16 protein-coding genes are annotated in these 21,146 nt (G+C 43.4%); 13 read left to right on the top strand and 3 right to left on the bottom strand.

Annotation, left to right across the window (positions count from 1 at the left end; all coding sequences use genetic code 11):
* Nucleotides 1-1,243: 1,243 nt before the first annotated feature.
* Nucleotides 1,244-2,381, bottom strand: a protein-coding gene (locus tag AC6I1H_RS03000) for an IS3 family transposase (protein ID WP_497740697.1) whose coding sequence is annotated in 2 segments (ribosomal slippage) — nucleotides 1,244-2,107 and nucleotides 2,109-2,381 — 1,137 coding nt in all. Because the reading frame shifts where the segments join, the coding sequence is not laid out codon by codon here.
* 85 nt (nucleotides 2,382-2,466) lie between these two features.
* Here AC6I1H_RS03000 and AC6I1H_RS02995 point away from each other — a divergent pair.
* The 5 genes from AC6I1H_RS02995 (at nucleotide 2,467) to AC6I1H_RS02975 (ending at nucleotide 7,334) form a co-directional block, all read left to right on the top strand.
* Nucleotides 2,467-2,772 (top strand): hypothetical protein, encoded by a 306-nt coding sequence (locus AC6I1H_RS02995; protein WP_497739548.1) that lies wholly within the window; start codon nucleotides 2,467-2,469, stop codon nucleotides 2,770-2,772.
* Between the two features lie 76 nt (nucleotides 2,773-2,848).
* Complete coding sequence (locus AC6I1H_RS02990; RefSeq protein ID WP_497739547.1) at nucleotides 2,849-4,570, top strand: recombinase family protein; 1,722 nt, start codon at nucleotides 2,849-2,851, stop codon at nucleotides 4,568-4,570.
* The gene (locus AC6I1H_RS02985) at nucleotides 4,560-4,778 is read left to right on the top strand and encodes a hypothetical protein (RefSeq protein ID WP_497739546.1); all 219 of its coding nucleotides are present in this window, start codon (nucleotides 4,560-4,562) and stop codon (nucleotides 4,776-4,778) included. Before AC6I1H_RS02990 ends, AC6I1H_RS02985 begins: the two co-directional genes overlap by 11 nt.
* 136 nt (nucleotides 4,779-4,914) lie before the next feature.
* Nucleotides 4,915-5,601, top strand: a complete 687-nt coding sequence (locus AC6I1H_RS02980) for a response regulator transcription factor (RefSeq protein WP_497739545.1) — start codon at nucleotides 4,915-4,917, stop codon at nucleotides 5,599-5,601.
* Nucleotides 5,598-7,334 (top strand): ATP-binding protein, encoded by a 1,737-nt coding sequence (locus tag AC6I1H_RS02975; protein ID WP_497739544.1) that lies wholly within the window; start codon nucleotides 5,598-5,600, stop codon nucleotides 7,332-7,334. Before AC6I1H_RS02980 ends, AC6I1H_RS02975 begins: the two co-directional genes overlap by 4 nt.
* Before the next feature lie 30 nt (nucleotides 7,335-7,364).
* On the opposite strand, the gene ald is transcribed toward AC6I1H_RS02975, so the two are convergent.
* Both ald and AC6I1H_RS02965 read right to left on the bottom strand, forming a co-directional pair.
* Nucleotides 7,365-8,489, bottom strand: coding sequence for an alanine dehydrogenase (gene ald / locus AC6I1H_RS02970; RefSeq protein ID WP_497739543.1), 1,125 nt, complete (start codon nucleotides 8,487-8,489; stop codon nucleotides 7,365-7,367).
* Nucleotides 8,490-8,663: 174 nt separating this feature from the next.
* Nucleotides 8,664-10,208, bottom strand: a complete 1,545-nt coding sequence (locus tag AC6I1H_RS02965; RefSeq protein WP_497739542.1) for a sigma 54-interacting transcriptional regulator — start codon at nucleotides 10,206-10,208, stop codon at nucleotides 8,664-8,666.
* 353 nt (nucleotides 10,209-10,561) lie between these two features.
* On the opposite strand from AC6I1H_RS02965, the gene AC6I1H_RS02960 reads away from it, so the two are divergent.
* From AC6I1H_RS02960 to AC6I1H_RS02925, 8 genes are all read left to right on the top strand, one after another.
* Entirely contained in the window at nucleotides 10,562-11,920 is a 1,359-nt protein-coding gene (locus tag AC6I1H_RS02960; protein ID WP_497739541.1) for an alanine/glycine:cation symporter family protein, read from the top strand.
* A gap of 443 nt (nucleotides 11,921-12,363) precedes the next feature.
* Complete coding sequence (locus AC6I1H_RS02955) at nucleotides 12,364-12,738, top strand: ArsR/SmtB family transcription factor (RefSeq protein WP_497739540.1); 375 nt, start codon at nucleotides 12,364-12,366, stop codon at nucleotides 12,736-12,738.
* Between the two features lie 250 nt (nucleotides 12,739-12,988).
* Complete coding sequence (gene uvrC / locus AC6I1H_RS02950) at nucleotides 12,989-14,815, top strand: excinuclease ABC subunit UvrC (RefSeq protein WP_497739539.1); 1,827 nt, start codon at nucleotides 12,989-12,991, stop codon at nucleotides 14,813-14,815.
* Nucleotides 14,816-15,215: 400 nt separating this feature from the next.
* Nucleotides 15,216-16,250, top strand: coding sequence for a LacI family DNA-binding transcriptional regulator (locus tag AC6I1H_RS02945; RefSeq protein WP_497739538.1), 1,035 nt, complete (start codon nucleotides 15,216-15,218; stop codon nucleotides 16,248-16,250).
* Nucleotides 16,247-16,675 (top strand): D-ribose pyranase, encoded by a 429-nt coding sequence (gene rbsD / locus AC6I1H_RS02940; protein WP_497739537.1) that lies wholly within the window; start codon nucleotides 16,247-16,249, stop codon nucleotides 16,673-16,675. Before AC6I1H_RS02945 ends, rbsD begins: the two co-directional genes overlap by 4 nt.
* 57 nt (nucleotides 16,676-16,732) lie before the next feature.
* On the top strand, nucleotides 16,733-18,532 hold the full coding sequence (locus AC6I1H_RS02935) for an L-fucose isomerase (RefSeq protein ID WP_497739536.1): 1,800 nt from the start codon (nucleotides 16,733-16,735) through the stop codon (nucleotides 18,530-18,532).
* 26 nt (nucleotides 18,533-18,558) lie between these two features.
* Nucleotides 18,559-20,097: a sugar ABC transporter ATP-binding protein gene (locus AC6I1H_RS02930; protein WP_497739535.1), complete on the top strand. Its 1,539-nt coding sequence runs from the start codon at nucleotides 18,559-18,561 to the stop codon at nucleotides 20,095-20,097.
* Entirely contained in the window at nucleotides 20,090-21,073 is a 984-nt protein-coding gene (locus AC6I1H_RS02925) for an ABC transporter permease (RefSeq protein WP_497739534.1), read from the top strand. Before AC6I1H_RS02930 ends, AC6I1H_RS02925 begins: the two co-directional genes overlap by 8 nt.
* Nucleotides 21,074-21,146 lie beyond the last annotated feature (73 nt).

Raw genomic sequence — 21,146 nt, 5'->3', positions numbered from 1 at the left:
ATACCGTTTATTGAGGAGTGTAAATAGTAGCTTTAAAATAATAAGGATATGGAATTTAAATTTCTTTTCTAATATTGGTTATAAAATCCTGATTCATTATATTGAATCAGAGACTTATTTATTGAGAATAGCATATGTGAAATGGATAGAGTATCTGGATTTTTTTTATCCTTTTTCTAACTGGTTACGAAATTGCTCAACATATGAACCGAAAATGATTTAATTCTATTTTTATAAAATAGATATTTTTCATATCCATTGTACGACTAGTTTTATATAATTATCTTCTATTATGGAATTTATAAATATGACCAAGAAATTGTTCTTGGCTAGCCAATAAGACATTCGCAGCTAAACAGCCTAAAAAATCATAAACATATACAAAAGATTATGTAATTATTTCATAAATTTATTATTTATGTATGAAGAATTAATCAAAAAATGAGTAAAGAGAATTCCGCATGGATTTGGAGGGTTTTTTCTGCTGGGAATTAGGTGTTTTGCCGGAAAATATATAAAGTGTAAAAGGAATAGGGGATAGTTTGAAAAAATAATCAAAAAAATTTTTTTTGGAGTTTGATATTTGAAGCAAAGTATGAAATTTAGGAGGTATTTTCAGTACATGTATTATATGACAGATCATGCAAAGATGAATCTGAGAACATAATAGAACTTTCTAAAGACCTCTATATTTTTATTGACTGTTGTTAAAAAAAGCAGTACATCCAGAAATTGTGACAATTACACTGAAATAGCATTTAAAGATAATAGGGAATCACCTATTAAAAATAAAAATGCCATATTGGTACTTATAAAGAGAGCTCTTAAATGGGCTCTTTTTTTCATGTACATTTGGCTGAAAGAGTCGATTAAAGGGCTTGGGTACCAACAAAAAAGCGTAAATTTATTATAAGCATCTTCATAAAACTAAAGGAGTATGGTGGCTAAAGTTGTCAAGACATTTTTTTGACCTTATATAAGGTGATAAAATTCTCATCCTCCTTTGTTAAAGTTTGGTAATATAATACACAAATGTAATATATTAACTGGAAATTTTCTTTTAAGCTTTTGGCAAAAATTAGTAGTCGGAGCTGTGTGATACTGTGGATAAGTCGAGCATGTCTTTTGCGAGACTTATCCAAGGCACTGTGGAGCTTGTGTGCAAGTCTTGTTTTTCCGACTTGCACACAAATCCATCAGGGCCGGCAGTATCAACAGCTGGTAGTTATTCAGCTGAAGGTATTTATTCAAAATCTTTCAATGTATAGTTCCCGTAGTATACTTCTGCTGGCGTTAAATACTTTAATGATTGATGGGGCCTGTAGTTGTTGTATTTGTCAAAGAACCTTGTGAGGCTTATGCGAGCTTCTCTTGGGCTTGCATAATCGTTTATGTATACTTCCTGGTGTTTAACGGTACGCCAGAGCCTCTCTGTGAATATATTGTCCATAGCCCGGCCACGGCCATCCATGCTTATTTTTATATTGTTTTCGAGCAATATATTTGTGTATTTAAGGCTTGTGAACTGGCTTCCCTGATCGCTGTTTGCAATCTCTGGTTTGTTGATTTTTAATGCCTTGTTGAGGGCTTCTAATACGAAGTCTACTTCAAGGGTATAATCCAGTTCCCATGCCACTACGTACCTTGAAAACCAGTCCATGAAGGCTACAAGATACAGCCAGCCATTTTTCATGGGGATATATGTTATATCGGTGCCCCATATGTGGTTTGGGTATTCTGCCGTGATGTCACGGAGCAGGTAAGGGTATATCTTGTGCTCATGGTTGCGGCGGTAAAGGTTCGGCCCGGGTCTGATTGCGGATATCCCCATTTCCCGCATATATTTTTGTACCGTTGGCCTGCTGATTTTAAAGCCATTACGGTTCAGTATGGCTGTAATTGGTCTTGAGCCCATATATGGGTCATCTGTGTATATACGGTCAATTTCGTGCTTTATAGCGATTTCCTCAGGTGAAGGTGGTACAGGCTTGTAGTAAAGGCTTGAACGGTTTAATGAAAGAAGTTCTGCCTGGACCGTAAGTGGCAATTTCCGGTTTTCAAAGTCCACAAGTTCAATTCTTTCAGCTCTAGTCGAGCTTGATGCCAGATTTTTTTTTGAGCCAGTTGAGCTTAGTGGAAAGCTCACCGATTTGTGTGTAAAGTTCTTGAATATGGTTTTTTAATGCCTCTTTTTCTTTATCCCCCTTTCTGCGGCCATCTTCAAGAAGTTGAGGAAGAGCTTCTAATGCCTCCTTTTTCCATTTTATCAACTGGTTTGGATGAACTTCATACTCGGATGCGATTTGGGAAATGGTTTTTTCTTCCTTAAGAATTTCCAGTACGACTTTGGTTTTGAATTCTCCTGTGTATGTTTTTCTCATATGACTATTATACAATCTATCACCTTAAAGCAATCCGTTTTTTTGTCTGAATTTCTTTATCCATTATAGAGGATGCTAAAACAAAATGAAAAAAGTACATGCGGTACAACCTGGCGACACGTTATATCCCTTTGGTGCTGGTAATAAAATTGATATAGGAGCGCCAAAGGGAGGGGGTTATATTGGGACGGAAATTATTATCGGTGGAGACAAATACAAATTAATGGTGGACGAGGCAGGAAATAGATATCTTGTAAGGTATAATAAAAAATACAAAGTATGGGTGCAATTGAAGTTTATAGGCAATAATTATGACAATTTAGAATCTATAATAGTTGACACTTTACAAGAACAATTTATTCATAGAATTTTAGGAGAGAACCGAGGTTAATAGCCTCGGTTCTTGAATTTTTCTCGAAATAAACGATATAATTATAGCAAATAACATGCGTTAGGGGTGCGATGAAGTGGATGTAACTAAACGGGTAGCTTGTTTATACAGGGTTTCCACGAAAATGCAGGTTGAAGAAGACGATATACCTATGCAAAAGAAAGCCTGCAAGGAATTTATAGAAAAAATGCCTGACTGGAGATGTGTTAAGGAGTACTATGAAAAAGGCGTATCAGGTTTCAAAAAAACATCAGAAGAACGCGATGTCTTAACTGAAATAAGAGAAGACGCTTTAAAGAAAAAATTTGATATACTGCTAGTTTTCATGTTTGATAGGCTTGGAAGGCGGGATGATGAGACACCATTCATTGTCGAATGGTTCGTAAAACAAGGTATCGAGGTATGGTCCGTAAAAGAGGGCCAACAGAGATTTGATTCCCACGTAGATAAGTTACTTAACTACATAAGATATTGGCAAGCAAGCGGTGAAAGCATAAAGACATCTATTCGAGTAGATACTAAGCATCGGCAAATGGTAGAAAACGGCGAGTTTAGAGGAGGGGTACCGCCTTATGGATATAAGCTCGTTAAATCCGGCAAAGTGAATAAAAAAGGCAAGGAACTAAAGGAGCTAGCCATTGATGAAGAAGAAGCAAAAGTAGTGAAACTGATATATAACCTAGCGTTAAATTATGGCATGGGTGGACAACGGATAGCGCAATACTTGAATGAAAATAATATATCGCCCAGAAAGGGGAAACAATGGAATTTAGCTGTTATTAACTACATGTTACGAAATCCAATCTATAAAGGTTACCTTACATATGGAAAGACTACGTCAAAAGGTAAAAAACAGGGCAGGATAAGCCCCAAAAATTGGCTATTATCCCAAGAAAGAATTGATGAGCTAGTAATCATTCCAGAGGAAACGTGGGATAAAATACAGGTTATCCGTAATAGTAGGACACCGGATAAGTATAAAATAGAGAACTTAGACTATAGTAAATATCCTTTGCAGACAAAAAGCTCTTTATTGTTTACAGGGTTTATACGCTGTGGATGTTGTGGCTCTAAACTATCCACGGGTTACAGCCGGCATAAATGGATAACAAAGGATGGGGTTTCACATGTAAAATCGAAAAATGTTTATAAATGTGTGGGGAAGACTTCGGGTAATATAGGATGCTCAGGTAGATATACATATTCTCCAGAAAAGATTGAGGGTCCTGTGCTAGAAGAAATATATAAATATTTAGATACATTAAAAAGTGTGGATTTATCCCAAAAAATAGATGAAATAAATAAAAAGAATATTGAAGATGATGAGATAAAAGTTCATAAACTGCAAAAATTGATTGCAGACTGTGAAAAAGATATAGAAGTAATGAAAAAAGAGATACCTAAAAGCCTAATAGGTGAAAGTGCATTTACACCTGAGATATTAAATTCGGCCATCAAAGAAAGGATTAATGAACTTGAAGAATATAAAAAAGAGTTTGAAAAAGCCTCTAGGATTCTTGAAAAAAAGAAATTAGAAATTAATGATATGATTCAGTTACAGAATATGATACCAGTATGGCGCGAGGAATTTGAAAAGGCTCCAACAGAAGTAAAGAAAATGCTTCTGAGTCAAATCATAGATGAAGTAATAGTATATCCGGAAAGAATTGAGATAAAGCTTAAATTGTTCATAGAGGAATTTTTAAAACTTACAAAAGAAAATATTCCAGAAAGCAGAAAACAGGAGCAAAACCTATATAATAGCCGATTCCCTGGATTGGAAGGATTTGAGCGCTGACGCCATATACGACAGAGTCATGAAACAGATAAAACCCGGCTCAATTGTGCTGTTTCACAATAACGGCAAACATACGGCGGAAGCCCTGGAACCGATCATTGTTGAATTGAAAAGTCGGGGTTATGAAATAGTCCCGATATCCGAACTTTTGATTAAAGGTGATTATTATGTCGACAAATCTACCGGCGAAATGAGGAGTGTGAAGTAGGCGGTAAAAACGTCACCGAAGTTTTGCAAGAAAATGTTGACTTAATATAGATGAAAATCTATAATAAAAGCAGGAATACGGTCAAGAAGTGTCTTGACCTTTTTTTGTAGCAATAGGAAGAGGGGAGGATATTGATATGGCAGATATCAGGATACTCATGGTGGATGACGAAAAGCGCATGGTGGAGCTGGTCAAACTTTATCTCGAAAAAGAAGGGTACACCGTCGACGAAGCTTATGACGGCCAGCAGGCTCTGGATATGATAAATAAAACGAAGTATAACCTTATCATACTTGACCTCATGCTGCCGGTGGTGGATGGATGGACCGTATGCAGGGAGATCCGCAAAAAATACGACATACCTGTAATTATGCTGACTGCCAGGGGCGAGGAATTCGACAAAGTGCTCGGATTCGAGCTGGGCGCCGACGATTATGTGGTAAAACCTTTCAGCCCCCGGGAACTTACCGCAAGGGTAAAAGCTCTTCTCCGCCGCCTGGGCCCCGGCGAGGAGCAGGAAGTAACTCTGGAATTTCCGGAACTTACAATAGAACCGGAAGCCAGGATGGTGAAAGTGAACGGGAAAGATGTGGACCTTACTCCAAAGGAATTCGACCTGCTATATTTTTTGGCCAAAAATAAAGACAAAGTATTTACACGGGAAAAACTGCTGGAAGAGGTCTGGGGATATGACTTTTTCGGCAGCCTCAGGACCGTAGACACCCATGTAAAGCAGTTGAGGGAAAAATTGGGGCGCAGTAAAGCGGCTTCATATATAAGTACGGTATGGGGAGTCGGGTATAAATTTGAGGTGGTTAAATGAACCCCAACAAAAGCATTATTTTCAAGCTCTGGCTTTATATGATTATCCTCACCGTCGTTACTCTTTTATTTTCAGGATTGATTCTATCCAGCGTCTTTGAAAACTTTTATTTTAACATCAGACAAAATGAGATGATAAATGAAGGTCAGCAGCTGATAACATTAATTTTGCAGGGAATTGATCCCATGGAACTTATGGATATAAGCAAGTTCATAAACGCCCATGCGGTGGTTGTAGACAGGCAGGGGCTCATTCAGGCCAGCTCAAATATTTTGAAGTTTAAGGGGATGCCGATGGCCGGTAAGGAGTTCTCGGAGGTGTTGAAGGGTAGTATTGTGATTCATAAGGGCTTTATATCCCAGTTCGGTGCGGCTATGCTGACGGTGGCGTTGCCTATAAAAACTGAAATGGGAGTAATGGGTGCGCTCATTCTTTATTCCCCAATGGCTTCCATTGAAAATTCCATCTGGCAGATCCGCCGCCTCATACTGCTGGCAGCGGCAGGTGCGGTTGTAATGGCTACCGCATTGAGTTTCGTTCTTTCAAAGACCGTATCAAGACCTCTGGTGGAGATGAAAAAACTGGCGGAAAGCATGGCTGAGGGCGATTTTGAAGGAAGGGTAGAGGTTGCCACTGAAGATGAAATAGGAACTTTGGCAAGGACAATCAACTATCTTTCAGATGCCCTGAAAAAAAACATAAATGCCCTGTCCCAGGAAAAAGAACAGCTTAAAAAAGTGCTTTTGAGCATGACCGACGGAGTTATTAATTTCGACGCAGATGGCCGGTTGATAATGGCAAATCCGCAGGCCATGGACATGCTTCGATCCGGGATGGAAGACGAAGAAAAAGAAGGGTTTAAGATGCTGTATCCCCTGCTTGATAGAGTCAGGGAAACCAAAAAACCCCTTCAGGAGGAACTGAAGCTGAGCGGCAGGATCATCAGCGCCAGGATGGCCCCCCTTATGGATGAGGGCATGAATCTCTGGGGGGCGGTGGTGGTGCTGCAGGATGTGACCAGGGAAAGAAAACTGGAGCACCTGCGCAGGGAATTCGTGGGGAACGTTTCCCATGAGCTACGGACTCCGCTATCGTATCTCCAGGGATATACGGAGGCCCTTCTCGATGGAATGGTAGAAAACCCCGAGGAAAAGAAAAAATATTTAAATATAATACTTGATGAAACCCTGAGATTGCGCCGCCTGGTAAATGATCTTCTCGATCTGTCCCAGATAGAAAGCGGTCACCTTAATCTGAAAAAGGATAAAATATCCCTTAAAAATCTTATAGAGAGAGTTGTAAAGAAGCTTGCCCCTCTTTCTCAGAAAAAAGGAATTAATATATTTACGGAATATGAAGAGCTTCCGTTGATAATGGCCGATGAAGATAGAATAGAACAGGTAATGATAAACCTAATCGACAATGCTATGCGGTATAATGAGGATAATGGGGAAATCAGGATAAAAGCTAAAAAAGGCGAAAGTGGCGTCGTGGTTTCCGTAAGGGACAGGGGCCCCGGCATTCCAGAAGATGAACTGCCGTTTATCTGGGAGAGGTTTTACAAAGTGGACAAGTCCCGCACAAGAAATACCGGAGGCACCGGCCTGGGCCTTGCCATTGTAAAAAATATCATAGAAGCCCACGGCGGCCGCGTTTGGGCCAAAAACTGCCCGGAAGGCGGCACGAGTTTTTACTTTTCTCTGCCCGAGAGCCTCGAAGAAGATCAAACTTGAAAATCCCCGGAAAATCCGGGGATTTTATATTTACATGCCCTTCAATACATCTTCCACCGGGCAGTAAGGCAGATTGTGGGCTTCGGCCACCGCTTTGAACGTTACTTTTCCGTCGAGGACATTTACACCTTTTGCCAGAGCGGGATCATCGATTACGGCCTGCTTCCAGCCCTTGTTTGCTAAGTTAAGAGCATATGGCAGTGTGGCGTTTGTCAAAGCGAGAGTCGATGTCCTGGGAACCACGCCGGGGATGTTGGCTACCGCATAATGCACGACCCCGTATTTTACGAAAACCGGATCCGCATGTGTGGTGGGATGGTCTATGGTTTCAACGCATCCTCCCTGATCAATGGCTACATCTACAATGACACTGCCGGGTTTCATGTTCTTTACCATTTCTTCAGTGATGAGTTTCGGGGCTTTTGCACCGGGAATCAGGACGGAGCCAACGACCAGGTCGGCGCCGCTTACGGCTTCCATAAGGTTGAACCTATTTGAATAGAGGGTCTCTATACTGTTTCTGAAAATATCTTCAAGATAGCGCAGTCTATCGATGTTTATATCTACCACTGTCACTCTGGCGCCTACGCCCACAGCCCTCTTCACCGCACTGGTGCCTACCGTGCCGGCACCTACCACCACCACCGAGGCGGGTGGTACTCCTGCGACGCCATCCAGCAGGACGCCTTTTCCGCCATTTATTTTTTCAAGGTAAGTAGCACCGACCTGGACCGCCATTCGACCGGCGATTTCGCTCATGGGAGTAAGCAAGGGCAGGCTTCTGTCCGACTTTTGTACCGTTTCATAAGCAATAGCGACAACTTTCTTATCCATCAAGGCTCTGGTCAGTTCCGGTTCGGGAGCAAGATGCAGATATGTGAAAAGAATGAGGCCGGGTCTGAAATACTTGTATTCCGAAGGCAGCGGTTCTTTTACTTTTATTATCATATCGCTGCGTTCCCAAACGTCGGCTGCATCGGCTACTATTTCCGCACCCACTGCTTTGTAATTTTCGTCGGGGAAACCCGCACCTTCACCTGCTCCCTTTTCAATCAGCACTCTATGACCGGCTGCTACCATGGAATCAACGCCGGCGGGAGTCATGGCGACACGGTTTTCCTGAGCTTTTATTTCCCTGGGAACACCAACAATCATTATTTTTTTCCTCCCTCAAATTTGATAATTTTTATTTATATTATTTGCAAGAAGCGTGCCAAAGGCTTAAAGGAGGGCGGAAAGTAATTTTTTCGGCGCTAATTACAATAAAAACACCTATTAATGTAAATAATATAATTTCCATATGGAAATAAAAAGTTCCACATGGAATTGTTAAATAGATAAACCGTACTTTTTAATCTTCTTTATTACCGTGGTATGGGAGACGCCGAGTATCTTGGCGGCTTTCCTGGCGCTTCCTCCCTGCGAAAGAGCCCGTATCAGCGTTTCCTTTTCTGTTTCTCTTACGGCATCTTTCAGATGATAATACTTTTCGGAAGGAGATACCAGGAAATCCGGGGCATTAATTATTATGTCTCGGGGTTTTATTATATTATCCCTGGAGAGATTCATGGCCCTCTCCATGACATTTTCTAGTTCCCTTATATTGCCCGGCCAGTCATAACGCATGAGGCATTCAAGGGCTTCTGGGGATATGCCCTGAACTTTCTTGCCCAGCCGCTGATTGAACTTGTTGATGAAGTAATTTACCAAAACGGGGATGTCTTTTTTATGTTCTCTGAGAGGAGGGAGATATATAGGTATCACGTTTAGTCTATAAAAAAGATCCTGTCTGAAGTCACCCCTCACGATCATTTCTTCCAGAGGGCGGTTGGTAGCGGCTATGACCCGGATGTCCACACGTATTTCTTCCATTTCTCCCAGCCTGCGGACGCTTCCCTCCTGAAGCACTCTCAGAAGCTTTGCCTGCACATAAGGAGGTAATTCCCCTATTTCATCGAGAAATATGGTGCCGTGGTGTGCAAATTCGAAAAGCCCCTGACGCCCGCCCTTTCTCGCTCCGGTGAAGGTCCCGTCGGCATAGCCAAAAAGCTCGCTTTCCAGAAGAGTGTCGGGGATTGCCGCACAGTTGACCGCCACAAAAGGCCTGTCTTTGCGTGAACTGGCCATGTGAATGGCCCTGGCGAACAGCTCCTTGCCGGTGCCGCTTTCTCCGCGGAGGAGTACGGTTGAATCTCCATGAGCGATGGTTCTTGCAAGTTCGATTATTTCCTTCATTTTCTTGCTTTCATATATTATATCGTCGAAGGTCACCATCACCGGTCGAGTGAGGGAGTGAGCCAACCGGCGCACCTCGGACATCTTTTGAAAGCTCATCACGGCACCGGCCGGCTTCCCTCTGTCGTCAAAAACGGGTTTTGAATTTACCATAAGTCTCAACCGGCCCCGGGAAGTGGGGATGCTGATTTCTTTTTGCTCCAGCGGCATGCCCTCCTGAAAATGTTTTAAAATTTCCGGCGGAATCTCAAAAACATCGGTCAACGGTTTACCGACAGGTGGCTGTTCCAGGTCCAAAAGCTCCGTTGCCCTCAGATTGCAGGTGTTAATGACAAAGTTTCCATTTACTGATAAAATTCCATCCTGGACCGAGTTTATGACATTCCTGAGCTGCTGTTCCGCAAGCTCGTGGGGCATCCATTCTATGGGAGTGACTTCATAAACATCCTGTATTAAAGCAATCTCCTGGGTAATGTAACGTAATTTTTCTTCGTTCAATGGTTCCATCTGCAGGTAAATTTCTCCGGGCCGCACAGAAAGAGAAAGGATATTGGCACCGCATTTTGCCACTATTTCCGAAATATCGCGCACCATTCCCACCCTGTCATCAAACCTGATACGGTATCTGTATTTTTTCAAATTTACACCCCCATATTCAGGATATATTTATTATATAATTCGATATTAAATTTTACATATCCTGCATGATTGGAAACTATGGAAACAAAAAATTCCATTTTAATATTGCAATAATTAAATAATAGCAATAAAATTGTAAAATATGACATTGGTATGTATTTTGCAAAAAAATAATGTATAATATAATTATTAGCAAAGTTACCTGCTAATTACGGTATAATAAATTCATAAAAATTTATACAGCAATTCGATCTGTCAATTAATAATTCAAGGGGGGATGAACAAATGGTGTAAAATGACGTAAGCAGTAATCTCATTAAAAAATAACATAACATTGAACAGGAGGGTTTTGTTTGGACGCATTAAAAAATTTTTTGGATACGGTTGACGGTATAGTATGGGGGCCGCCGATGCTGGCACTGTTAGTTGGTACTCATATATACTTAACTTTCAGGCTGCGAATAATTCAGCGGTATATTTTTCCCGCCATTAAACTTTCGCTCACCAGGACTTCGGAAGGAGAAGGAGATGTAAGCCACTTTGGAGCTTTGACCACCGCTCTTGCAGCAACCGTGGGAACAGGAAACATAGTGGGCGTGGCTACCGCGGTAGGTCTTGGCGGGCCCGGCGCGGTATTCTGGCTGTGGATTACAGGCGTTTTCGGTATAGCCACCAAATATTCGGAGGCGCTTCTTTCAGTTAAATACCGTGTAAAAAATTCCATCGGGCAGATGGCCGGCGGCCCCATGTATGTTCTTGAGAGGGGACTCGGCATGAAATGGCTCGGTGTTATATTTGCGCTGTTTACAGCCATTGCGGGCTTCGGAATAGGCGTTTCCACCCAGGCTAACTCAATAGCAGGTATGGTAAAAGCCACTTTCAATATTTCTCCATGGGTGACCGGACTTGTAATTGCGGTTCTGACCGGAATTGTCATTATCGGCGGTATAAAGAGCATAGCAAGAGTATGTGAGGCCCTGGTGCCTTTTATGGCGATAATCTATATCCTGGGATGCCTTATCATTTTGGGGATGAATATTACCGCTCTGCCCGGAGCCATAGTCACCATACTCAAGAGCGCTTTTACCGGCCAGGCGGTGGTGGGAGGATTTGCCGGAGCGACCATGATGGCAGCCATCCGGTATGGTGTCGCCAGAGGACTATTCTCCAACGAGTCAGGTCTTGGCAGCGCCCCTATAGCCGCAGCAGCCGCCCAGACGCCCAATGCCGCAAGACAGGCGCTGGTCCAGATGACGGGAACATTCTGGGATACAGTGGTGATATGCCTGATGACGGGCCTGGTGCTTGTAACGACCGGTGCATGGCAGACGGGCCTCAAGGGAGCAGAGCTTACCAAGACGGCATTTGATCAGATTCCGACAATAGGACCAATTACGCTAACCATAGGGCTTTTGACCTTCGTATATTCCACAATCCTTGGCTGGTCATACTATTGCGAAAAGGCTGTGGAATATCTCTTCGGCGTTGGAGCCGTCAAACCCTATCGGTGGCTGTGGGTCGCGGCTGCCTTTGTTGGCTCAGTAACAACTCTTGACATAGTTTGGGCTTTTTCTGATATAATGAATGGCCTTATGGCCATTCCAAACCTGATATCGCTTCTTGCCCTCACCAGCGTGCTGGTGGCTGAGACCAGGAAATATGTATGGGAGGGCAATATACTGGAAGAGGATAAGTCAATAATGGGGGTATAAAAATTCAAAGCCGGGATTTAGCGCATGAGTAAATGTGATGGTAATCAGTTTGTCTATGGTAGTAAAAGTTAAAAAAATATTTCATTATGTCGGCAAGGAACGGTATATTTTTACCGTTCCTTTAAATTTCTATAATTTGAGATAAATGTTTTATCATCAAAAAAAATCGGCAGGAAATATGACCTGCCGATTGGAGGGCTTATAGCCCTTATAAAATAAAGGGGGATTTTAGGAGGATTAGCCTTGCTGTTGGTAGTTCCTCCTGCTGGTTGCAATTATATTATAACCTCGAATTTTGGTGAAAATTTGGCTAAATTGTGAGGTTTTTGTGAGGGAAAAATATAACTTTTTCATCGCTATGTAAAAACGTGACTTGTCTGATATAATAAAAATATAATAAAAACAGGCATCAAATAAAAAAGATTGGATGCACGGAGGGTTTTATGGAAGAAAAAATAAACCGGGACGAGGATTTCTGCGATGTTTTTTGCCTGAACGAGGATAAAGTGAAGAAACTCATGGGCAAAGTCCCTGATATGACAGGGCTGGCAGAGCTTTTCAAGGTGCTGGCCGATGAGACCAGAGCAAGAATAGTATATCTGCTGTCCAAAGAGGAGCTCTGCGTGTGCGATATCGCCACAATCCTGGGCACAACGGTCTCCAATGTGTCCCATCATCTGAGGATTCTCAGGACTTCGCACCTGGTGAGATTTCGGAGGGATGGGAAACAGGTCTTCTATACCCTTGATGACGACCATGTGGACCACATCATAAAAGAAGGATTTGACCATGTAAACCATACTGCGGGGGATAGGTGAGAACCTTCCCATCTGTGATATAATGTTAGGTGACACACCTTCTTTTCTAGGGATAATAGGTATGGGGACGCACCTCCTTATAGCAGAGGTCGGACTTCAGAGCTCAGATTAAGTAGGATTTGCCGAAAGGCAAATCCTTCTATTCCGACTTCCGACATCCGGCTTCTGATATTGGGGGAGGTGGAGGAACATCCCCAACTAGGCTGGGGTAGGCGAAGGAGTGGCCCCAATAAAGTGGGAGGGATTATTTATGTTCAATCCCGAAAGGATAGCTTCATTTCCGGAAAGACCCGGAGTTTATATAATGAAGGATAAGAGAGGCAAAATTATTTATGTGGGAAAGGCCGTTTCTCTAAAGAACCGGGTAAGGTCCTATTTTCAGTCGCCAAAAAATCTTCCCGTCAAAGTGGCTTCCATGGTACCCATGATAGAGGACATTGAATATATCGTCACGGATTCTGAAGTGGAAGCCCTGATTCTGGAATGCAACCTCATAAAATTTCATCGCCCCAAATACAATATCCTTCTCAGGGACGATAAACAGTATCCCTATATAAAAATTACATTAAATGAAAAGTTTCCGCGCCTTTTGGTGGTGCGGAAAGTGAAAAAAGACGGCGCAAGGTATTTCGGCCCTTATGCCGATGCCGGAGCAATGAGAGAAGCCATAGACGTGATAAGAAAAATATTTCCGGTGAGAAGCTGCAAAAAGGATTTGAGCGAAGTGCCGTTAAAGGAGAGGCCCTGCCTGAATTTCCATATAAATCGTTGTCTTGCTCCCTGCCAGGCTAAGATCAATGTAAACGATTACAATGAAATTATCAGGAATGTAATAATGTTTCTGGAAGGAAAGCAGCAGACGCTTATTGATATTCTCAGGCAGAAGATGGAAAAGGCTGCTGAAAACCTTGATTTCGAATGGGCGGCTGTATTGAGAAATCAGATACTGGCTCTGGAAAAAGTGCTAGAAAAACAAAAGATCGTGTCTTTCGACACGGCCGACAAAGATGTGATTGCCATGGCGAGAGGCGTTGACATAGTATGTGTTCAGGTATTTTTCGTGAGGGAGGGCAAACTCGTGGAACGCGAGCCCTTTATACTGAAAAATACCGAAGGTGCCGAAAGAAAGGAAATCCTCGCATCTTTTATAAAACAATTTTACGACAGTGCATCATTTATACCGAAAGAAATCATTGTGGACGAAGAGGTCGAAGATATCGCCACCATTAGGGAGTGGCTTACCCGGAAAAAAGGCTCGAAGGTATGCATTACCGTTCCAAGTCGCGGCGAAAAAAGGAAGCTGGCGCAGATGGTGGCGGAAAATGCCAGGACTTATCTTGAACAGAGGGAAAGTGTGGAATACAGGGAGAAGATAAAGAATCAAAAGGCTCTGGAGGAGCTTAAAGCATATTTGAATCTCGACGGGATTCCTGGCCGCATAGAAGCCTTTGACATATCCAACACTCAGGGCGCCGAATCTGTGGCATCCATGGTTGTCTTTGAAGATGGAAGTCCCAAAAAACAGGATTATCGCAAGTTCAAGATCAAAACCGTGGAAGGTCCAAATGATTTTGAGAGCATGAAGGAAGCCGTAACCCGCAGGTTTAAGAGAGCGCTGGAAGGAGATGAAAAATTCAAAGAACTGCCGGATTTACTGCTCATAGATGGAGGGAAGGGGCAGCTCAAGTATGTCAGGGAAGCGCTCAGGGAGTTAAACCTTGAATATATTCCCACTATTGGCCTTGCCAAGGAATTCGAGCATATTTTTGTGGAGGATAGAGACGACCCGATCATTCTCCCCCGGGATTCTGAAGCGCTGTATTTGATACAAAGGGTCCGGGATGAGGCCCACCGCTTTGCTGTTACATTTCACAGAAATCTGCGCGCAAAAAGGAACCTTCATTCTGCGCTGGATGATATCCCCGGCATAGGCAAAGTCCGGAGGCTGGCCCTGCTTCGCACCCTTGGAAGCGTTGAAGGCATAAAAAAGGCTTCGGTGGATGAACTGTCTAAAGTTCCGGGGATGAACCGGAAGGCAGCGGAAGAGGTTTATAATTATTTTCATAAGAAGATATGATTACCGGGCCATCTCCGGCAGCGGATTTGATTTTTACATCTTAAAATTCCCATATTGGGGCCGCTTTTAACGGGTCTTCTCTTTGCACGGGGTGCAGGAGTAATCACCGATATACTTGATATAATTTACTATACAAAAGTAAACAACAAAAGTAAACAGGAAGTTAAAGACTCTTATGTAGAAATGTTTTTTAAGTCCGGCGTATCAACCGGGCTTTATTTTATGCAAATGTTTGATGTCATCCTTCATAACAAAAAAAATTTTATATATCGAGAAGGAATTTTGAATTTAATATCGAATTATATAATTAAAATAGATAACGATTACATAAATAAATTAAAAAACCACAGAAATCGTTTCAAACATATCTACAATATAAAACAGGGAAGGGATATAAAAAATGCCGACCATAAAAGACGTGGCAGCAAAAGCAGGAGTTTCAACCGCAACGGTCTCCAGAGTTCTAAATGGGGAGAAAGTAAAGGAGGAGACAAAGGAAAAGGTTTTAAAAACAATTAAACTTCTCGGGTATAGGCCAAACCAGATAGCACGTAGCCTGAAGACTCAGAAGACTCACACCGTCGGTTTCGTCGTTCCTGATTACGGTCAATTCTTCATGCAAATAGCCAAGGTCGTTGAAGACGTTTTAAACGGCTATGGTTACAGCCTGGTGGTTTGCTACAGTGATGAAAATCCTGATAGAGAAAAAGCAAGAATAAGGATGCTGATGGAAAAGCAGGTAGACGGCATGCTGGTAGTCCCCACCAGTGATGAGGATAATTATCTTATGGAGCTAAATAAGCGAGGTATACCTGTTATTCTTATCGACCGTATGGTTAAAGACATACAGACTGATTGCGTCCTGGTGGACAATGTAAACGGCGCATACCAGGCGGTTGAACACCTCATTACAAAGGGATACCAGCGTATAGGCATCATCAACGGACGCCAGGAAGTCACCACCGGAGAGGAGAGGTACCGCGGATACTTAAGGGTACTTGAAGATTATAATCTACAGATAGATAGAGATATTGTCCGTTTTGGTGACTTTTCTACGGAGAGCGGCTATACGTTGATGAAAGAATTGATGTCTTTGCCTAACCCGCCTGATGCAGTCTTTGTTGCAAATGCCTACATGACCATAGGCGCCATGCTCGCGATTGACGAGATGAAAATAAAAGTTCCGGATGATGTGGCGATAGTGAGCTTTGACGACACGGAACTCACGCGCCTTTCAAACCCGCCGCTTACAGCAGTGGTCCAGCCGGTGAGGGAGATGGGCGAAGCAGCGGCAAATCTTCTGTACAAAAGAATATGCGGGGATACATCCGATTATCCGAAAATGTACAGATTGAAGACAAAACTGCTTGTTCGCACTTCAACTGACCCTGGATGGAGGATGAATTTAACAAAAATGGAGGGAACACAGAAATGAAGAAATATGGAGTGTTAAACAAGGAACTGGCCGGAGAGCTTGCGGGCCTCGGCCACATGGATGAATTCATAATTTGCGACGCGGGTTTTCCTGTACCAAAAGACGCGAAACGAATCGACCTTGCGCTGTCAAAAGGAATACCTACATTTATGGATACCCTAAGAGCCGTGCTGAGCGAAATTGTAGCAGAAAAGATAGTGATTGCCGAGGAAACTCAGAAAGTAAGTCCCGAACTCTATAATGCGTGGAGAGGCATATTCAAATACCAGAAGTTTGAACTTATCCCCCACAGCCAGTTTAAGGAGAGGGCCAGAAATGTAAAGTTTATTGTGAGGACGGGGGAATTTATCCCCTACGCCAACATGTTGATTGTGGCGGCCTCTCAGGCGGAAGAATTTAAAAAGAATTTTGATGTTACATTTTAAAATATATATTTTTAATAACCCAAAAATTGGAAATAGCAAAAAGAGGAGGAATTGCAAGTGAATAACACTAATTTCAGATTAATCGGCAGCCTACCAAAGATAGGAATACGGCCAATAATAGACGGCCGGCGCAAAGGTGTCAGGGAAGCACTGGAAGACCAGACTATGGGAATGGCCAAAGCCGTGGCCCAATTGTTATCTAAAAACCTCAAATACCCCAATGGCCAGCCGGTGGAATGTGTCATAGCGGATACGACTATCGGCGGGGTTGCGGAAGCGGCAAGGTGCGCTGAGAAATTCGCACGGGAGGGCGTCGGAGTATCCATTTCTGTCACACCATGCTGGTGCTACGGATCAGAGACCATAGACATGGATCCTTACATTCCCAAGGCAATCTGGGGATTTAACGGTACGGAAAGGCCCGGTGCCGTATATCTGGCGGCGGCTCTGGCGGGCCACAGCCAGAAGGGCCTGCCTGCTTTTGGAATATACGGCAGGGATGTTCAGGATGCCGCTGACAAAACCATACCTGAAGATGTGAAGGAAAAACTGCTGCGATTTGCCAGGGCGAGCCTCGCGGCTGCGCTGATGAGAGGAAAGTCGTACCTTTCGATGGGCAACGTTTCCATGGGCATAGCCGGTTCAATTGTCGACCCCACATTTTTTGAAAGCTATCTGGGCATGAGAAATGAATATGTGGACATGTCCGAATTTATCCGCAGAATCGATGAAGGAATTTACGATAAAGAAGAGTTTGAAAAGGCATTAAGATGGACCAGAGAACACTGCAAGGAAGGAAGGGACAACAATTCTCCGGCCATTCAGTCGACGAGGCAGCGAAAAGACTGGGAATGGGAATTTGTTGTAAAGATGGCCATGATCGCGCGGGACCTCATGGTTGGAAACGAGAGGCTGGCCGAGCTCGGTTTCGTGGAAGAAGCCCAGGGGCACAATGCTATAGCTGCCGGTTTCCAGGGCCAGAGGCAGTGGACGGACCATTTTCCCAATGGAGATTTCATGGAGGCCATACTCAATTCATCCTTTGACTGGAATGGCATAAGGGCTCCCTATATAATGGCCACCGAAAACGATAGCCTTAATGGCGTAGCCATGCTGTTCGGCTATCTTTTGACAAATACCGCTCAAATCTTTGCTGATGTTAGGACTTACTGGAGCCCTGATGCAGTAAAACGCGTCACCGGCAAAGAACTTACCGGTATGGCGGAAAACGGCATCATACACCTGATAAATTCTGGAGCGGCTGCGCTCGATGGAACCGGGCAGCAAACAAAAAACGGCGAGCCTGCTATGAAACCCTTCTGGGAAATAACCGAAGAAGAAGTCAAAAAATGTCTGGATGCCACAAGCTGGAGGCCGGCCAACAGGGAATATTTCCGCGGCGGCGGATTCTCCTCCAATTTCCTCACAAAAGGCGGAATGCCGGTCACAATGATGAGACTGAACATAATAAAAGGGCTCGGCCCGGTTTTGCAGATTGCTGAAGGATATACCGTAGACCTGCCGGAAGACGTTCACAGGACCCTTGATGAACGCACCGATCCCACATGGCCAACCACGTGGTTTGCGCCGAGATTGACAGGCAAAGGTGCATTCAGGGATGTTTATTCCGTCATGAACAACTGGGGAGCAAATCATGGCGCTGTAAGCTACGGCCATATAGGGGCGGATTTAATAACGCTGGCTTCGATACTTCGTATACCGGTTTGCATGCACAATGTTTCTGAGGATAAGATATTCCGGCCCAGCGCATGGAACGCCTTCGGCACACAGGATCTGGAAGGCGCTGACTACAGAGCCTGCAAAAATTTCGGGCCGCTTTATGGTAAGGGAATGTAGGGCGCACATCGATTGAGGTGGTAAAAATGGGTGAAATTCTTGTAAAGATGGAAAACATTGAAAAATCCTTTCCGGGCGTTCATGCCCTCAGTCAGGCTCAGTTTGAATTGCGCTTCGGAGAGGTGCATGCTCTGGTTGGCGAAAACGGTGCCGGAAAATCGACTCTGATGAAAGTGCTTACCGGGATATATCCTAAAGATTCGGGACGAATTGTCTATAAAGGAAAGGAAGTTGAAATTCCAAATCCAAGAGCTGCTCAGGACATGGGGATAAGTATTATTCACCAGGAACTTAATTTGATGCCCCATCTTACTGTGGCCCAAAACATTTTTATCGGGCGCGAGCCTCGCAAGAGTGTGAATTTTTTTCTGGACGAGAAGGAAATAAACGAGAAGACAAAAGAACTGCTCGATATGATGCATCTTGAACTGGATCCACAGACAAAGGTCTCGAATTTGACCGTAGCCAAGCAGCAGATGGTGGAGATAGCCAAAGCGCTTTCCTTTAGCTCTGAGGTGCTGGTAATGGATGAACCCACTTCAGCACTTGCCGAATCGGAGATAGAAGAGCTTTTTCGCATCATATGCCAGCTTCGCGACAGGGGGGTGGGGATAGTCTATATAACTCACCGCCTGGAGGAGCTGTGGCAAATCGCAGATAGGGTTACTGTCATGCGGGACGGCCGCTATATAAATACTGCGGGGATAAATGATGTCACAAAAGACCAGATTATAAGCATGATGGTAGGGCGAGAGATTTATGAAACCGCTCGTCCCGAAGCGAAAAGCAAAAGTCATGAAATCGTTCTGGAGGTTAAAAACCTCAATCGCGGCAGAGCGATAAAAAATGTAAGTTTTTATCTGAGAAAAGGGGAGATACTTGGCTTTGCGGGTTTGATGGGGGCCGGGCGTACAGAGGTTGCGCGGGCTATATTTGGAGCCGATCCAGTTGATTCCGGCGAAATATTTATTAAAGGCAAAAAAGTAACTATAAAAAGTCCCAAAGATGCTGTTAAATATGGTATCGGATATCTATCTGAGGATCGCAAAAGGTATGGACTTGTACTCGGAATGGATGTAGAAACTAACATTGTACTCGCCGCTTATGAAAAATTTCAAGGCGTTCTGGGATGGATTAAACAAAACAAAACACGCAGGGAAGCAAAGTCGCGTGTAGACGAGCTTAAAATCAAGACACCCAGCCTGCAGCAAAAAGTCAAGTACCTTTCCGGCGGCAATCAGCAGAAGATTGTCATAGGAAAATGGCTGACCAGAGATTGTGATATCCTGATTTTTGATGAACCAACCCGAGGTATAGACGTAGGTGCAAAGAGCGAGATATACAAGCTGCTCAACGATCTGGCGGAAAGCGGCAAATCAATCATCATGATTTCTTCAGAATTGCCGGAAATATTGCGCATGAGCCACCGGATCATAGTAATGTGTGAAGGTCGCATCACGGGTGAGCTTGATGCAAAAGATGCAACTCAGGAACGCATCATGCAATATGCCACTAAACGTGAGAGTGCAACACACACTGAAATTGGGGGTCTGAAATATGCTTAATAAAACCGCTGACGGCAATATAGTTCAAAAAAAGACCTTGTTACGATCAGATGCTACACAAAAAATCCTGGCATTTGGCAGCTTAATTATAATGTTTATCGTGTTTTCACTGGCATCACCCAATTTTGCAAAATTTGATAATATAGTTGGTATTTTACTAGCTACCGCTGTAAACGGTGTGCTGGCTGTTGGTGTTACTCTCGTTATTATCACATCGGGCATAGACCTTTCTATAGGAACCGGCATGACATTTGCCTCAGTTATGACAGGAGTTTTCATAACTTACTGGAAGTTACCCATAATTATCGGCGTTCTGGGCGGCATCACGTCGGGTGCTTTGTGCGGTCTGATAAATGGTACAGTCATATCGAAGATGAAGATTCCACCTTTCATAGCAACACTGGGAATGATGATGATAACTAAAGGTCTATCTCTGGTAATTTCCGGTGCAAAGCCTATATATTTTACCAATACACCCGTTTTCAATCAAATAGCCATGGGCTCCATTGCAGGTATTCCCAACGCAGTTCTCATTTTTTTCGGAGCCGCCATTGTTGTAAATATTATACTTACAAGGACGGTACTGGGACGATATACCTTTGCAATGGGCAGTAATGAGGAAGCTGCCCGCCTCTCCGGCATCAACGTTGCCGGATGGAAAATTGCCGTTTATACAATGTGTGGCATACTTTTTGGCTTGGCAGGGGTTCTGATGGCTTCCCGCCTTAATTCTGCCCAGCCCGCACTGGGCCAGGGTTATGAAATGGATGCCATTGCCGCAGCGGTTATAGGCGGCACTTCTCTGAGCGGAGGAGAAGGAACCATCCTGGGGACCGTAATAGGTGCATTTATTATAAGTGTCCTGACAAATGGCCTGCGCATTCTTTCGGTTCCTCAGGAGTGGCAGATGGTTGTTACAGGTTCCATTGTTGTTATGGCTGTATATATGGATATTTTGCGTCGCAAAAAATCATGATGAGGGGGGATCATTATGTAAGCTCCAAAATAAATAAATGCAAAATACAGGAAGGAAAAAAGAAAAAAACGGG

This window comes from Biomaibacter sp. TOL (genome assembly GCF_059717795.1).
Note: the sequence above shows the minus strand (reverse complement) of the source record. Positions and strands in the feature narration are given on the sequence as shown.

Excerpts from the sequence above, each read along its gene's own strand:
- AC6I1H_RS02995 (WP_497739548.1), top strand. The coding sequence starts at position 2,467 with ATGAAAAAAGTACATGCGGTACAACCTGGCGACACGTTATATCCCTTT.
- AC6I1H_RS02980 (WP_497739545.1), top strand. The coding sequence starts at position 4,915 with ATGGCAGATATCAGGATACTCATGGTGGATGACGAAAAGCGCATGGTG.
- AC6I1H_RS02975 (WP_497739544.1), top strand. The coding sequence starts at position 5,598 with ATGAACCCCAACAAAAGCATTATTTTCAAGCTCTGGCTTTATATGATT.
- ald (WP_497739543.1), bottom strand. The coding sequence starts at position 8,489 with ATGATTGTTGGTGTTCCCAGGGAAATAAAAGCTCAGGAAAACCGTGTC.
- AC6I1H_RS02955 (WP_497739540.1), top strand. The coding sequence starts at position 12,364 with ATGGAAGAAAAAATAAACCGGGACGAGGATTTCTGCGATGTTTTTTGC.
- uvrC (WP_497739539.1), top strand. The coding sequence starts at position 12,989 with ATGTTCAATCCCGAAAGGATAGCTTCATTTCCGGAAAGACCCGGAGTT.
- AC6I1H_RS02945 (WP_497739538.1), top strand. The coding sequence starts at position 15,216 with ATGCCGACCATAAAAGACGTGGCAGCAAAAGCAGGAGTTTCAACCGCA.
- rbsD (WP_497739537.1), top strand. The coding sequence starts at position 16,247 with ATGAAGAAATATGGAGTGTTAAACAAGGAACTGGCCGGAGAGCTTGCG.
- AC6I1H_RS02930 (WP_497739535.1), top strand. The coding sequence starts at position 18,559 with ATGGGTGAAATTCTTGTAAAGATGGAAAACATTGAAAAATCCTTTCCG.
- AC6I1H_RS02925 (WP_497739534.1), top strand. The coding sequence starts at position 20,090 with ATGCTTAATAAAACCGCTGACGGCAATATAGTTCAAAAAAAGACCTTG.